The sequence below is a fragment of the Micromonospora parva genome (assembly GCF_040649675.1).
GTDB classification, from domain to species: Bacteria; Actinomycetota; Actinomycetes; order Mycobacteriales; family Micromonosporaceae; genus Micromonospora; species Micromonospora parva.
This window is the reverse complement of record NZ_JBEZFX010000002.1, coordinates 163,294-177,969: the sequence shown is the minus strand read 5'-3', so window position 1 is coordinate 177,969 and position 14,676 is coordinate 163,294. Positions and strand designations below refer to the sequence as shown.

The 14,676-nt window shown below is 72.4% G+C and carries 15 protein-coding genes; 5 read left to right on the top strand and 10 right to left on the bottom strand.

The genetic code is table 11. The annotated features are described in order from the left end of the window. Positions 1–260: 260 nt before the first annotated feature. Both AB0C03_RS06055 and AB0C03_RS06050 read left to right on the top strand, forming a co-directional pair. The gene (locus AB0C03_RS06055; RefSeq protein WP_036410444.1) at positions 261–698 is read left to right on the top strand and encodes a MarR family winged helix-turn-helix transcriptional regulator; all 438 of its coding nucleotides are present in this window, start codon (positions 261–263) and stop codon (positions 696–698) included. Continuing rightward, a complete protein-coding gene (locus AB0C03_RS06050; RefSeq protein ID WP_156057195.1) occupies positions 685–1,209 on the top strand; it encodes an aspartate carbamoyltransferase in 525 nt (174 codons plus the stop codon). Before AB0C03_RS06055 ends, AB0C03_RS06050 begins: the two co-directional genes overlap by 14 nt. Here the strand turns inward: AB0C03_RS06050 and AB0C03_RS06045 are convergent. The 8 genes from AB0C03_RS06045 to AB0C03_RS06010 form a co-directional block, all read right to left on the bottom strand. Next, positions 1,206–2,387: a purine-cytosine permease family protein gene (locus tag AB0C03_RS06045; RefSeq protein ID WP_030327383.1), complete on the bottom strand. Its 1,182-nt coding sequence runs from the start codon at positions 2,385–2,387 to the stop codon at positions 1,206–1,208. The two genes, AB0C03_RS06050 and AB0C03_RS06045, sit on opposite strands and share 4 nt — an antisense overlap. Beyond that, positions 2,380–3,177 (bottom strand): sugar phosphate isomerase/epimerase family protein, encoded by a 798-nt coding sequence (locus AB0C03_RS06040; RefSeq protein WP_051708097.1) that lies wholly within the window; start codon positions 3,175–3,177, stop codon positions 2,380–2,382. Before AB0C03_RS06040 ends, AB0C03_RS06045 begins: the two co-directional genes overlap by 8 nt. A gap of 2 nt (positions 3,178–3,179) precedes the next feature. Beyond that, on the bottom strand, positions 3,180–4,334 hold the full coding sequence (locus AB0C03_RS06035; RefSeq protein WP_357634811.1) for a dihydrodipicolinate synthase family protein: 1,155 nt from the start codon (positions 4,332–4,334) through the stop codon (positions 3,180–3,182). Then, positions 4,331–5,482, bottom strand: coding sequence for a Gfo/Idh/MocA family protein (locus AB0C03_RS06030; RefSeq protein ID WP_357634808.1), 1,152 nt, complete (start codon positions 5,480–5,482; stop codon positions 4,331–4,333). The genes AB0C03_RS06035 and AB0C03_RS06030 overlap by 4 nt, the downstream gene beginning before the upstream one ends. Positions 5,483–5,520: 38 nt before the next feature. Continuing rightward, positions 5,521–6,276 (bottom strand): ABC transporter ATP-binding protein, encoded by a 756-nt coding sequence (locus AB0C03_RS06025; protein WP_051708096.1) that lies wholly within the window; start codon positions 6,274–6,276, stop codon positions 5,521–5,523. A gap of 43 nt (positions 6,277–6,319) precedes the next feature. Then, entirely contained in the window at positions 6,320–7,324 is a 1,005-nt protein-coding gene (locus AB0C03_RS06020; RefSeq protein ID WP_030327376.1) for an ABC transporter substrate-binding protein, read from the bottom strand. Between the two features lie 23 nt (positions 7,325–7,347). Next, complete coding sequence (locus AB0C03_RS06015; protein ID WP_210857499.1) at positions 7,348–8,316, bottom strand: ABC transporter permease; 969 nt, start codon at positions 8,314–8,316, stop codon at positions 7,348–7,350. A 278-nt stretch (positions 8,317–8,594) separates the two neighbouring features. After that, a complete protein-coding gene (locus AB0C03_RS06010; RefSeq protein ID WP_357634802.1) occupies positions 8,595–9,368 on the bottom strand; it encodes a cupin domain-containing protein in 774 nt (257 codons plus the stop codon). A gap of 93 nt (positions 9,369–9,461) precedes the next feature. Between AB0C03_RS06010 and AB0C03_RS06005 the strand changes: the two genes are divergently transcribed. Together AB0C03_RS06005 and AB0C03_RS06000 are read left to right on the top strand one after the other, a co-directional pair. Next, on the top strand, positions 9,462–10,535 hold the full coding sequence (locus AB0C03_RS06005) for a LacI family DNA-binding transcriptional regulator (RefSeq protein ID WP_030327371.1): 1,074 nt from the start codon (positions 9,462–9,464) through the stop codon (positions 10,533–10,535). After that, complete coding sequence (locus AB0C03_RS06000) at positions 10,532–11,551, top strand: phosphotransferase family protein (protein WP_210857500.1); 1,020 nt, start codon at positions 10,532–10,534, stop codon at positions 11,549–11,551. The genes AB0C03_RS06005 and AB0C03_RS06000 overlap by 4 nt, the downstream gene beginning before the upstream one ends. 51 nt (positions 11,552–11,602) lie before the next feature. On the opposite strand, the gene AB0C03_RS05995 is transcribed toward AB0C03_RS06000, so the two are convergent. Then, positions 11,603–12,265, bottom strand: coding sequence for a fasciclin domain-containing protein (locus AB0C03_RS05995; protein ID WP_357634797.1), 663 nt, complete (start codon positions 12,263–12,265; stop codon positions 11,603–11,605). Between the two features lie 133 nt (positions 12,266–12,398). On the opposite strand from AB0C03_RS05995, the gene AB0C03_RS05990 reads away from it, so the two are divergent. Beyond that, positions 12,399–12,884 carry a GNAT family N-acetyltransferase gene (locus tag AB0C03_RS05990; RefSeq protein WP_210862150.1) on the top strand — a complete coding sequence of 162 codons (486 nt, stop codon included), beginning with the start codon at positions 12,399–12,401 and terminating at the stop codon, positions 12,882–12,884. A 383-nt stretch (positions 12,885–13,267) separates the two neighbouring features. Here the strand turns inward: AB0C03_RS05990 and AB0C03_RS05985 are convergent, their stop codons facing one another. Further along, entirely contained in the window at positions 13,268–14,551 is a 1,284-nt protein-coding gene (locus AB0C03_RS05985; protein ID WP_357634794.1) for an MFS transporter, read from the bottom strand. Between the last annotated feature and the right edge of the window lie 125 nt (positions 14,552–14,676).

Here is a 14,676-nt window from a genome sequence, read left to right as displayed (position 1 = left end):
CTCATGGGAGCGCTCCCCCACCTAAGCCGCCGATGGTTAATCGATGGTTTGCGCGGTGTTACGGATCGCCGGTGCGTATAAGATCACGTTCTGCCGGCCGCGCCTAGATCACTTTTTCCGGACCCCGCGGGCACAGGGCGTACGCCCCGGTCAGAGTCGGCCCGACGGAGGGGTGACCGTCCAGCAGGTCTCCCAAGAGGCTCCGACGCGGCTCTCCACAATGGTTGAACGGCCGAACCATCTGGTTGTATTGTCGAACCATGCAGGCTGGTGAGCTCGACGCGGCGCAGGAAGCACTGATGCGTTTCGTCCGCAATTTCGGCCTCCATCAGCCGGACCGGACACCCTGCGGGCAGCCCTTGCCGGTGTCGGAGGCGCACGCCATGGTGGAGATTGCTCGGGAGGGGCAGATCCGGCAGGTGGAGTTGGCTCGCCGGCTGCGTCTGGAGAAGAGCACCGTCAGCCGCCTGGTCAGCAACCTGGTCAACCGGGGCTGGGTGCACCGAGAGACGGCCGAGGGTGACGGTCGTGGCGTTCTGCTTCTGCTGACTCCCGCGGGCGCCACGGCCGCCACCCGACAGGCCGATGCCCGTCGGACCCGGCTCACCGCCCTGCTCGATCGCGTGCCCGACGACCAGCGCGCGGCAGTGGTGCGTGCGCTCCAGACCCTCGCGGAGGCCACCGGTGAACCGTTCTGACCGCCCTCGCCCCCATCGGGCTCTCGTCCTGGCGGCCATCGCCGCCGCCACGCTGACCGGCGGTTGCGCCGACGACTCCGCGCCGTCGATACCGACAACGACCACCTCCGATCGGCAGGCTGACGTCGCCGATCGAGGGGCTTCCGTCATGCCGTTCGACCTGGAACGCACCACGCACCGCTTCACGAAGAGCGACACCGGCGGCGTGCAGACCGTGGTCGCCGACGACCCCCAGGACACCACCCAGGTCACCCTGGTCCAACACCACCTGAGCTCCGAGGTCGAGCGGTTCCGGCGCGGTGACTTCAGCGACCCCGCCCGCATCCACGGCGCCGAGATGCCGGGCCTGGCAACGCTTCGGGCACACGGCGGGCGGATCACCATCACGTACGAGGCGGTTCCCGGCGGCGCGCGCGTCACCTACGCCACAGACGACGCGGCGCTTCGCGATGCCCTGCACCACTGGTTCGATGCCCAGGTCAGCGACCACGGCTCGCACGCCACCCGCTAAGCGCCACCAACCGAGTGGCCTCCGCCACCTCGGCGGCGCCAGAGCACCGTGCAGGCCGCGGCGAGGGCCAGCCCGAGCAACGGGGCGGCACCCACGCCGGCGAGCGTGCAGGCCACCGCGAGCAGCGCCGGCGGCACCCAGCACCAGGCGGGCACGGTACGCGGGACCCGACCGCGCCGACGGGCCGCCGCCTCCACGGCCATCGGCACCACCAGCACCGGCAGCGCGGCGGCCAGCACCGTCAACCACTGCAGCACCAGACGGTCGAACCGCGCCACCGCCAGCACACCGCCGAGCACCGCGACGAGCAGCATCGCCGCCCGCACCGGCAGCCGGGGAGCCAGGCCACGCAACGCCAACGAACCGGAGTACGTGGTGGTCAGAGCCGCCGCGAAGACCGCCACCGCGACGAACAGGTTCGCGGACCCGGCCAGACCCGAGCCGGCGGCGAGCAACGCCACCACGTCGGCCGAGCCGGTGCGCAGCCACAGGCCGGCACCGGCGAGCACGCCGAGCAACGCCGGCCCGACCAACAACCCCACGCACCAGGCCAGGTCCCGCCGCCGGGCAAGACCCACGCTGAAGTCCGGCGCGCGCAGCGCGAACACCGCCGCGTACCCGATCAGCGCCGCGGCGTCGACGAGCCCACCGGCGGCCAGCCGGACCGGCGCACCCGGTGGTGGCAGCACCGTCAGGCACCAGCCGACCAGCACCACAGCGCTGAGCGTGGTGAGCACCGCGACCCGGTTGCCGAGCCGGGCCGGCGCCCACGAGACGGCGAGGACCGCCACCTCCAGCAACGCCGGCCCGGCCCAGGCCGGCAGGTGGGTCAGCGCCGCCAGCGACGCCCCGCCGAGGCCGACGTTGAACCCGTTCCACCCGATCATCGACGCCGTCAGCACCGCCGCCAGCAGCAGCCGCGAGGTGTCCCCCAGGTACGCGGGCAGCACCGCCGTCAACGGCGCACCGTCGCCGAGCGGCCGGCGCAGACCGATCCGGCCCTGCCCCCAGAGCAGGGCCGCCATCAGCGCCCCGCCGATCAGCAGCCCGGCCACCGGCACCGCGCCGCCGTGCCGGGCGGCCATCGCCGCGCCGAGCACCAGCGTGGCGGGTGCGGTGCCAATGCCCAGCCAGGCGCCGACCGCCGCCGGCCACCGCCGTTCGGGCAGGTCAGACAACGTGGCGCAGGTACCCGGCGATCGCCGCGTCGAGCACCTGGGCGCCCGGACGCGCCCACACCTCGGCGGAGAAGACCTCCACCTCGATCGGGCCGACGTAACCGGCCGCGTCGACCGCCTCGCGCAGCCGGCGCAGCTCGATGCACCCGTCGCCGGGCAATGCCCGGCCGAGCAGCACCCCCTCCGGCAGCGGGGTCACCCAGTCGCAGACCTGGAACGCGGCGATCCGGTCGGCGGCTCGCGCGACCTGCGCGTACACCGTGTCATCCCACCAGACGTGGTACGCGTCCACGACCACGCCGACCACCGCCGGGTCGAACCGCTCGGCGATGTCCAACGCCTGACCCAGGGTGCTGATGACGCACCGGTCGGCGGCGAACATCGGGTGCAGCGGCTCGATGGCCAGCCGCACCCCGGCGGCCTCGGCGTGCGGGGCCAACTCGCCGATCGCGTCGGCGACCCGACGCCGGGCGCCGTCGATGTCCCGGTTGCCGGCGGGCAACCCACCGGACACCAGCACCAGCTCCGGGGCCCCGAGGACGGCCGCCTCCTCGATGGCCCGCAGGTTCTCCGCGCGCCAGTCGTCAGCCGTGAAGAACCCACCCCGGCACAACGACGTGACGGCGAGACCCGCGTCGCGGACCAGTTTCGCCGAACGGGCCAACCCGTACTCGGCCACCGGCTCCCGCCACAGGCCGATACCCGGCACGCCGGCCGCCACGCACCCGGCCACCACCTCCGGCAACGGCCAACGCTGGGCGGTGGCCTGGTTGAACGAGAAGCGGGTCAGGCTCACTGGGCCACCCCCGCCACGGTGAACAGGGCCCGGGCGCGGGCGGCGGCCAGCTCGGCGTCGGGCAGCAGCCCGGCGGCGTCGGCCAGAGTGAGCAGTGTGGCCAGGTGCGCCGGCGACCGCCCGGACTGCGCGCCACCGACCATGGTGAAGTGGTCCTGGTGCCCGGCCAACCACGCCAGGAACACGATCCCCGTCTTGTAGTGCCAGGTCGGCGCCGCGAACAGGTGCCGGGCCAGCGGCACGGTGGGCGCGAAGATCTCGTCGTACGCCGTCAGGTCCCCCCGGTTCAGGGCGGCCAGCGCGGCGGCGGCGGCCGGCGCGATGGCCGCGAACACCCCGAGCAGCGCGTCGGAGTGGCCCACCTCGTCGCCCCGGATCAGCTCGGGGTAGTGGAAGTCGTCGCCCGTGTAGAGCCGCACCCCGGCCGGCAGGCGACGGCGCAACGCGACCTCCCGGTCGGCGTCCAGCAACGACACCTTGATGCCGTCGACCCGCGACTGGTGCGCCTTGATCAGCTCGACGACCGTGTCGGCGGCCAGGTCCAGATCGGCCGCCCCCCAGTAGCCGGTCAGCGCCGGGTCGAACATCGGACCCAGCCAGTGCAGCACCACCGGCTCGCCGGCGGCGCTCAGCAGCTCGTCGTACACCCGCAGGTAGTCCTCCGGGCCGCGCGCCGCGGCGGCCAGGTGCCTGCTGCACATGAGCACCGGCCGGGCGCCGGCCGCGCGGACGTCGTCGAGTTGTTCGGCGTACGCGGCGGTCACCGCGGCCAGGGTGGCCGGGCCGGCCGGCAGCTGGTCCGTGCCGACACCGGCGACGATCCGGCCGCCCACCGCGCGGGCCTCGGCGGCGCTGCGCCGGATCAGCTCCCGGGTCGCCGGGTAGTCCAGCCCCATCCCCCGCTGGGCGGTGTCCATCGCCTCGGCGACCCCCAGCCCGTACGACCACAGGTGCCGCCGGAAGGCGAGCGTGGTGTCCCAGTCCACCGCCGCCGGGGCGGCCGGCACGTTCTCCGCGCCCGGGTCGGCGACCACGTGCGCGGCGGCGTACGCGACGCGACTGGTCGCCGGCGTCGACGGCCTGGCGAACCCGCCACCCCCGGCCAGCCGGTGACGCCGCCCTCCGGGCAGGACGACCTCGGCGGCGCTCACGCCCGCAGCTCCGGCACCTCGACGCGGACGCCGTCGCGGGCCGCGCGCAGCCCCAGTTCGGCGAGCTGCACGCCGCGCGCGCCGGCCAGGAAGTCCCACCGGAACGGCTCACCCGCCACGACGTGCCGCAGGAACGCCTCCCACTGCACCTTGAAGCCGTTGTCGAACTCCTCGTTGTCGGGCACCTCGGCCCACTGTGCGCGGAAGTCCTCGGTGACCGGCAGGTCCGGATTCCACACCGGCTTCGGGGTGACCGCCCGGTGCTGCACCCGGCAGGTGCGCAGGCCGGCGACAGCGCTGCCCTCGGTCCCGTCGACCTGGAACTCCACAAGCTCGTCGCGGTACACCCGCACCGTCCACGACGAGTTGATCTGCGCGATCACCCCGCCGTCGAGTTCGAAGACGGCGTACGCGGCGTCGTCGGCGGTGGCCGCGTACGTGCTTCCGGCCTCGTCCACCCGCTGGGGCACGTGCGTGGCGATCACGCAGGAGACGGCGTTGACCCTGCCGAACAGCTCCTCCAGCACGTAGTGCCAGTGCGGGAACATGTCCACCACGATGCCGCCGCCGTCCTCGGCCCGGTAGTTCCACGATGGACGCTGCGCCGGCTGCCAGTCGCCCTCGAAGACCCAGTAGCCGAACTCGCCGCGGACCGACAGGATCTGGCCGAAGAAGCCCCCGTCGACGAGCCGCTTGAGCTTGCGCAGCCCCGGCAGGAAGAGCTTGTCCTGCACGACACCGGTGCGTACGCCCGCCGCGTCGGCGGCCCGGGCCAGGTCGAGCGCGGCGGCGGTGTCCTCGGCGAGGGGCTTCTCCGTGTAGATGTGCTTGCCGGCCTCGATGGCCTGCCGGATGGCCTTCTCCCGCTGCTGGGTGACCTGGGCGTCGAAGTAGATCTCGACGTCGTCCCGGGCCAGCGCCGACGTCAGGTCGGTGGTCCAGTCGGTCAGGCCGTGCCGCTCGGCCAGCTCGCGGAGCTTCGTCTCGTTGCGCCCGACCAGGACCGGTTCCGGCCAGATGGTCGTGCCGTCGGTCAGCGTCACGCCGCCGGACTCGCGGATGGCCAGCAGCGACCGGACGAGGTGCTGCCGGTAGCCCATCCGTCCGGTCACGCCGTTGACGATGATGCCGATCGACCTGCGGGTCATGGTGTTCCTTCCGTCGTGCTGGTCGTGCCGATCCGCGTTCAGTGGTTGGCGGCCGCGCTGCCGAGCAACCCACGCAGGTCGGTGGCGAGCCGGTCGAAGCGGGGATCCGACATCACCTGCGCGTAGTCGCGGTGCGCCGGCAGCTCGACCGGGAAGGTGCGGATGATCCGGCCGGGCCGGGGACTCATCACCACGACCCGGGTGCCGAGGAAGACCGCCTCGGCGATGGAGTGGGTGACCAGCACCACTGTGGTCCCGGTCTCCCGCCAGATCCGGTGCAGCTCGGCGTTCATCTGCTCGCGGGTCAACGCGTCCAGGGCGCCGAACGGTTCGTCCATGAGCAGCACCGGCGGGGAGTGCAGCAACGCGCGGCAGAGCGCCACCCGCTGCTGCATGCCGCCGGACAGCTCGTGCGGCAACGCCTTCTCGAAGCCGGTCAGACCGGTCATCTCGATCAGCTCGTCGGCGCGGCGGGCCGCCGTCGTCCGGTCCATGCCGCGCATCTCGGCCTGGAGCAGGATGTTGGCCCGGGCGCCGCGCCACTCCAGCAACGCGGCCTTCTGGAAGACGAAGCCGATCTCCTTCTGCGGCCCGCGCACCGGACGCCGCAGCAACGACACCTCGCCGCTGGTCGGCGTGACCAGTCCCGCGACGATCTTCAGGAGGGTGGACTTGCCACAGCCGGACGGGCCGACGATCGTGACGAACTCGCCCGGCTCGATGTCCAGTGAGACGTTGTCCAGGGCGGTGGTCTGCGACCGCCGGGTGGTGAACCGGACGGTCAGCCCGGACATCCCGATGGCGGTGCCGGTGGCTGCTGGCGCGGGGGTCACCGGGTCACCCCTGCGCCGCGTACGAGGAGTCCCAGTAGGCGCTGGGCGCTCCCGGGTCCTTCAGCTCGGCGTAGCGGGACATCAGTTCGATGGTCTCGGTCCACTGGGCCTCGGTGTTCACCCCGGGCGGGCCGTCCGCGCCGATCAGTGGCAGGTTGAGGGTGAGCTGCTTGGTGAGCACCTCGGGCGCCGGTTCGTTCTCGGCCAGGGCCGCCATCGCGCTCACCGCGCCGGCCGGGTCCCGGGCGGCGTCGGCCCAGGACTTCTGGGTGGCCCGGACGAACTTGCGGGCCAGCTCCGGGTCCTTCTGCAGGGTCTGCGTGTTGGCGACCAGACCGGTGCCGAGCAGGTTCATCCCGTAGTCGGCGAAGAGCAGTACGTCGACCTTCTTGCCGGTCTTGCTCTCGATGGTGGGCGCCTGGTCGTGGAAGAAGCCCATGATGGCGTCGACCTTGCCCTCGGCCAGGGCGGCGATCTTGCCGGCGGCGTCGACGTTGACCACCTTGACGTCGTCCTTCTTGACGCCGTTCTTCTCCAGCCAGGCCGGGAAGGTCGCGTAGAGGGCGTCGCCGGGGGTGCCACCGACGGTCTTGCCCTTGAGGTCGGCCGGGGTCTTGATGTTCTCCTCGGTGAAGAACTCCACCGAGGAGGGTCCCTTCTCCAGGTACGCGCCGAGGCTGCGCACCGGCATCCCGCTGGCCACCGACTTGAGCAGCACCGGGCTGTCCGCCCAACCGAAGTCGGTCTGCTTCTGGGCGACCTGCTTGACCGTGTTGCCCGAGCCGTTGCCGGGCAGGATCTTCAGGTCGATGCCCTCGGCGGAGTAGTAGCCCTTCTGCAGGCCGTAGTAGAAGGGCGCGTGCTCGCCGTAGGGCACCCAGTTGAGGGTGAGGGTGACCTGCTTGCTGCCGTCGGCGTTGGTGCTGCCGGCGGGGTCGTCCCCACCGCAGCCGGTCGCGGTGAGAAGCAGGGCGGCGGTGACCAGGATGGTGGTGGCGGTGCGTTTCATCGGTGCCTCCGTGATGGGGTCGGTCAGGAGGTGGTGAGGGACACGCCGGCGCGACGGCTGGCGTGCCAGGGAATGAGCAGTGCTTCGGCGATCTCGACCAGGACGAACAGGACGATGCCGATGGCGGACATCAGGATCAGGTCGGCGAACAGCAGCGGGGCGTCGAGGTTGCCGTTGGCCAGCAACAGGACGTAGCCGAGCCCTTCGCTGGCGCCGACGAACTCGCCGACCACGGCACCGACCACGGCGAGGGTGACGGCCACCTTCAGGCCGGCCATCAGGTGCGGCAACGCGTTCGGAAAGCGGATCTTGCGGAAGGTACGCCACGGGCCGGCGCCCATGGTGGCGGCGAGGTCGAGCAGTTCCGGGTCGGTGGAGCGCAGCCCGGCCACCCCGGAGATGACCACCGGGAAGAACGCGATCAGCACCGCCAGGATGATCTTCGGGGTGAGGCCGAGGCCGAACCAGACCACCAGCAGCGGCGCGATGGCGATCTTCGGGATGACCTGAGCGAACAGGACGATCGGGTAGAGCGCCTTGTCCAGGGTGCGGGAGTAGGCGATGGCGACGGCCGTGACCAGGCCCAACGCGGCGGCCAGCACGAAGCCGAGCACCGTCTCGTAGAGGGTGACCACTGTGTGCCGGGCCAGCTCGGACCACTGGGTGGTCATCGTCTCCCAGACCTGGCCGGGTGTGGGCACCAGGTAGTTCGGGACGTACTCCCGGGCCGCCACGAACCACCAGGCGACGAAGAAGACCGCGAGCACCAGCGCCGGACGCCAGAGCGAGTCGGCGAAGACCACCGCCCGCCGGCCGAGCGTCGGGCGTGGCGGACGGCCACCACCGGGTGGCGGTGCCACCGCTGTGGACGACGTCGCGCTGTCAGCGGCCTCCGGCGCGGCGAGGCTCTCCGGCCCGGAGGCGGCCGCCCGCGCACCGCCCGTCTGGTCGGCGGCCTGCCGGCCCGCCGTGTCCAAAGAGTTCTCGGTCACGCGGAACCTCCTCGGGGCCCGGCACGGCGCTCGTGAAGCGGGCCGGTCGGCGGATCAGGCAAACGCTTTCCTGGAGCGTAGGCGGCACCCTCACGCCGGGCAAGGCCTTTCCTCGATCTATTCGGTTCGATTGCCGACCCAGCCGGCGCCGATCGCTCCGAGATCGACTCGGCTTGCTGAAAACCGGGCTGTCGACGGCCTTCGGACGCCCCGATTCCAGTGAAACCGAGTGGACCACCCATCGATCCACAGTGGATTTGGGTGTGCCCTGCGGACCGTCAGCCGGCCGCCGGGTAGGTGTCGAGGAGACCACACATGCCCAACCGGCCGCGCTCGACCGGCTCGGCCACCGCGTACACCCCGGCGTCGCCCAGGTGCCCGGCATCCCCCCGCTCCAGGGCGTCGAGCTGCGCGGCGGTGCCGGCGGCGGCACGGCCCGCGCCGTCCTCCCACCGCTGCCGCCACCGCCCCAGCAGCGGCTGGCGCAACGCGACAGCGGCCGCATGGAACGCGGCCAGCGCCGCCGGGCCGCCGGAGCGCAGCGCCTGGAAACCGGCGACCGCCAGATCCCGCCTGCGGTACGCGGCGTGCACATCCGCACCCGGCGCTCCCCCGTCGGGCAACGCCGCCGCCGCGGCGTACGCGGCCGGGTCGGCCAGCACCTCCGGCGGAAAGGTCAGCACCGCGTCGCCGGCCTCCGGCAGGCCGCTGTTCTGCATGAGCACCACGATGCTCAGCCCGTCCCCGTTGACCAGGCGGTGCACGGTGCCCGGCTCGAACCAGACCACCACCCCCGGCCGCAGCGGCGTCTCCCGGAAACCGGCGGTGGTCAGGGTCTGCACCGCGCCCTCGCCGTCGGTCACCACGTACCCCTCGGTGCAGCACAGGTGCACGTGCGGAGTGCCGCCGACCAGGCCGTCGGGGGCCACCGTGTCGTAGACGCGCAGCCGGGACACCCCGATTCCGCCGGGCAGCGGTGCCGCCCGATCAGCGCGGGTGGCGCCACGGGCGGGAGGGTCGTCGGGTCGACGTACCGCGAAGCGATCGGACACGGCAGTGCCTCCCTGCGGGAAAGGGCTTTCTCTGCGGTACGGTGACGCTAGCCGGCACGACGAAACGCCGTCAACAGATCGAGGGGGCGGGCCATGGCGACCCTGTCCGATGTGGCCCGCCGGGCGGGCGTCTCACCCGCCACCGCTTCCCGCGTCATCAACGGCAGCAGCAAACCGGTCACCGACGAGCTTCGCGAGCGGGTGCTCGCCGCCGTCGCCGAGTTGCAGTACGTGCCCAACGCGCACGCCCAACTGCTGGCCCGCTCGCACCGCAGCGCGGTCGGGGTGATCGTGCACGACGTCTCCGACCCGTACTTCGCGGAGATCACCCGAGGGCTGCAACGGGTCGCCACCGACCAGGGCCGGCTGCTGATGATCTGCAACAGCTACCGGGACCCGGACCGCGAGTTGGAGTACGTGGAGCTGCTGCGCGGCCACCAGGTGGCGGCGCTGATCCTGGCCGGCTCGGGCTACCACGACGAGGCGTTCACCCGGCAGCTCAACGAGAAGCTCGCCGCGTACGAGGCCACCGGCGGGCGGGTGGCGGTGATCGGCCGGCACGAGCACTCCGGCGACGCGGTGATGCCGGACAACCGGGCCGGCGGCTACCTGGCCGGGCGGGAGCTGTGCGGCCTGGGGCACCGGGCGATCGGCGTGATCGCCGGCCCGCGCATCCTGACCACCACGACCGACCGGCTGGCCGGTCTGCGGCAGGCGCTCACCGAGCAGGGCCGTGAGCTGCCCGAACGACGCATCCGTTACGCGGAGTTCGACCGCGACGGTGGTGCCGAGGCCACCGCCCGACTGCTCGACGCCGACCCGGAGTTGACCGCGATCGTGGCGCTCAACGACTCGATGGCCATCGGCGCGCTCGCCACCCTGCGCACCACCGGGTTGGCGGTGCCGCAGCAGGTGTCGGTGCTGGGTTTCGACGACATGCCCATCGCCCGGGACGTGACCCCCGCGTTGACCACCGTGCGACTACCCTTGGTCCATATGGGAGTGCGGGCGATGTCCCTGGTGCTCGGCCCCGGGGCCGCGGCGCCCCGGGTCGAGGTGCTCCCCGCCGAGCTGATCCGCCGCGACACCGCCGGCCCCGTCCCCCGTTCCACCCGCGCCACCGCGGGCTCCGCGCCACGGGCCCGGCGGGGGGACACCACGTCGTGACCGCCGTCAGCCCGACCCAACAGTCCCTCACCAGCGCCGATGTGGCATACCTGGTCGGCGCGTCGTTCGGGCCGGGCGCCGGGGTCCGCGACGCTGGTCCGCTGACCGGGGGTGGGTACGCGACGGTCTGGTGGGCGCTGCTCGACGACGGCCGTCGGGTGGTGCTGAAGCTGGCTCCGTCGGCCGAGACGCCGCAGCTGCGCTACGAGCGCGGGCTCTGCGCCGCCGAGGATCGATACTTCCGGCTCGTCGCCGAGCGGGCGCCGCAGGTGCCCGTGCCCGCGGTGCTGTGGCACGGCACCGACCCGGCGTACGGCGAGTGGTTGGTCACCGAGTTGCTGCCCGGCCGGTCGCTGTTCGACCTGGCCGAGGCCGGTGGCGCGGTCGACGACGGCCCGGCGCGCTACGACCTGGGGGTGGCTCTCGCCGCGTTGCACCAGGTGACCGGTGACCGGTTCGGTTACGACGGCGGCCGGGCCGCCGGCGCGACCTGGCGGGCGGCGTTCACGGCGATGCTCGACGAACTGCTGGCCGACGCGGCCGACTGGGACGTCCGACTGCCGGTGACACCGCAGCGCCTGCACGAACTACTGGGGCGGCACGCCGACGTGCTGGACGAGGTGCGCCGCCCGGCGCTGCTGCACTTCGACTGCTGGGACGGCAACGTGTTGGCGGCACCCGACGGTGATGGCCGGTTGCGGCTCTGTGGCCTGGTCGACGGCGAGCGGTTCCTCTACGGCGACCCCCTGCTGGACCTGGTCTCGCCGCGGCTCTTCCAACGCGTCGAGGACGACCCGGAGCACCCGCTGCTGCGCGGTTACCAGGCCGCCGCACCGCGGCCGCTGGTGCTGGACGCGTCGGCCCGCCGCCGGCTCGCCTTCTACCGGTTGCACCTGTACCTGCTGATGACCGTGGAGATGCCCAGCCGTGGGATGACCGCGCAGAGCCATCCCGGGCGGTACGCGCAGCTGGCCGCCCTGCTCGACGAGGAGATCGCCGCCCTCGCCTCGGGCTGACGGCCGTCGCGGGCGGCGTCCGACGCGTGGTCGGACGCCACCCGCCGCCGGTCAGGGCAGGTCGATCGGGCGGAGCACCCGGTCCACGGAGTGCGCGATCTGCCGGTTGCCCTTGTTGACGTCGAAGGTGACGACGCGCGCGTCACGGTCGTTGGTGTCGGCGTCGACCAGCCGCACCTGGCGGAAGAAGTACAGGTAGGTACGGACGTCGACCTCCACCGTGGAGCCGAGCGCGGTGGTCAGGTCCGTGCCGTCGGCCCGGACCGCCGTCTTGCGATCGATGGTGGCGCCCGGCACCACGTGGTAAAGCAGCACCGACTCAACGGTGTCGATGCCGAGCCCGGCGACCGCGGTGAAGGCCGCGCTCTCACTCGGCAGCTTCTTGGCCTGCGTGATCTCGCGGACCAACTGCTGGAAGGCCGCGTCGGTGGGGATGAACGCGGTCAGCGCCGCGGTGCCGTCGGTGAGCACCTTGACCGGCGAGTTCGGCTTGGCTTCCAGCACGGCCAGCACGGCCGCGGTGAGCACGTCGAAGTCCCGCGAGTTGCGGTCGAACCCGCCCTTGTCCTTGGTGAGCACCTGGGCGAGGGACGTGGTGCCGAGCGGCTTGGGCTTGCCGGTGGCCTGAGCCGCCGGCACAGCGACGGCGGTGGTGGCCAGCGCGGTGGCCATGGCGCCCACCGCCATCCGGGCGGCGAGTCGTGCGATCTTCATCAGCGGGCCTTTCGTCGAAGCGACCGGATCCGTGACGTCTCGTCACGATGAATGCTTCGCACCGGGTGTGCCGCCCGGATGCACCAGCGGATAACTGTTTGTCCGGGGCTCGCCCGCGGCTTAACCTCCCCCGGTGCTGATTCGGGAGTTCGTCGACCAGGACTGGTCGCAGGTGTGGCCCATCATCGAGGAGGTGATCCGGGCACAGGAGACCTTCCCCTACGACCCGACGATGACCGCCGACCAGTCGTACGGCATGTGGGTCGAGGCGGCACCGGGCCGGACCGTCGTGGCGGTCGACGGCCAACGGGTGCTCGGCACCGCGAAGATGGGCACCAACCGACCCGGGCCGGGTGCGCACGTCGCCACCGCAAGTTTCATGGTCGCCGCCGAGAACCGGGGCCGGGGCGTGGGCACCGCGCTGTGCCGCGAGGCTCTAACCTGGGCCCGCCAACAGGGGTACGCCGGCATGCAGTTCAACGCCGTGGTGCAGACGAACCGGTCGGCGGTGGAGTTGTACCAGCGCGAGGGCTTCGCGGTGGTCGGCACCGTGCCGGGCGCGTTCCGACACCCCACCCTCGGCCGGGTCGGCCTGCACGTGATGTACCAGGAGTTCTGACCGCGCGGCGCCGTCGGAGCGGTGCTGGTGGTCGGCGCCTTTGGAGCTGATGTCGCAAACGAATCGGCTGCTGGCCGGCTGCCCGAGTCGTCTCCACCGTCGGGTCCGCTCCCCTGGCCGGGCCGCCGCCACCGCCCGGACCATTGCCACCGCCCGGACCATCGCCACCGGTCGGACCACCACCGGCCGCACCGGCGCCATCGCCACCGGTCGGACCACCACCGGCCGCACCGGCGCCATCGCCACCGGCCGGACCGTCTCCACCGGACCACCACCACCGCCCGGACCGTCCCCAACGGCCGCACCGTCGCCACCGGCCGGACCACCACCGGCCGCGCTGGCGCTACCGTGTGAATCGTTTACGGCATCAGCTCCATAGCGTCTCAACCACCAACGGTGCCTCCGGCCGGTGCCGGGTGCAGTCCGGGTTGTCCAGCGACTGCCTCCCCACCGGCGCGACGGATCGGGGTGAAGAGGCCGCCGACCGCTACCAACAGACATCCCGCGCCCGCCGCGAGCGTGACCGCCGGAGCACCGTAGCGGCCAGCGGCCCAGGTCAGCACGACGGCACCGGCCGGGCCGAGGGCGTAGTGGGTGCTCCAGAACGCGGAGGTGACCCGACCGAGCAGATGGTCGGGGGTGATCTCCTGGCGCAGCGACATCGAACAGATCCCGCCGATGCTGAGGCAGCACAGGTACACCGCTGTGAGCGCGGTGACCGCCGGCACGGTCGTGGCGATGCCGACACCCGCCACCGCGAACCCGCAGATCGTGTGCGCGCCGATCCAGGTGGCACCGAAGCCCCGACGGCGACGCAACGGGGCCACCAGCAGCGCACCGGCGACCGTGCCCAGCGCCGCCAGGCCGAGCACCGTGCCGATGGTGCCCTCGGAGCCGCCAAGGTCGTGCGTGACGTGGTAGATCAGCACGTCGACGAAGCCGTAGGTGAGGAAGATGAAGACCGACAACAGGACGGTCAACGCCCGCAGCACGGGCTGTCGCCACAGGAACCGCGCCCCCGCCAGGAACTCGGCCAGCGGGCGCTGCCGGGCCACCGCCTCGTCCACCTGGACCGGGCGCAGTCGGATCAGCCACATTCCGGCCGCCGAGAGCGCGAAGCTCGCCGCGTTGACGGCGATGGCGGTCGGCGGACCGAAGCGGGCCGCCACCACCCCGGCGAGCAGCGGGCCGAGGACCGCCGCCGCCGCGTACGTCGCCTGCAACCGGCCGTTGGCCTCGGTGATCCGGTCGCGGTCGACCAGGTTGCGGACCGCTGTCACCGCGGCGACCTGGAACACCATGCCGGCCGCCTCGCAGATCGGCAGCACCACGAAGAGCAGCCACACCTGCGGGCCGGCGAGCCACGCCAGGGGGACCAGTGCGTAGAGCACCAACCGGGTCAGGTCCGCCGCGATCATCAGGGTGCGACGGTCGTACCGGTCGACCAGCACCCCGCCGAAGATCCCGGCGACGACGGACGCCGCGCCCGCGACGGCGGTGAGCAGGCCCATCTGCGCCACCGACCCGGTCGCCTGGAGCACCAGCAGCGGCACCGCCAGGTAGGCGAACGAGTCGCCGGCCGCCGAGAGCGACTGCGCGATCCAGTACGTGCCGAAGGTCCGGTCCCGCCAGAGCGGAGCCCGACCAGCGGTGGCAGATCGGCTCATCACGCCAAGGGTAGTGAAGGCGGCCGTCCGACACTGCCCGTGGCGGGCGTCACATCGCGGGGATGTCACGGATCAACCAGCGGCACGCATCTCGTGGTCGTCAATCCGATCAGAGAGGCGAAACA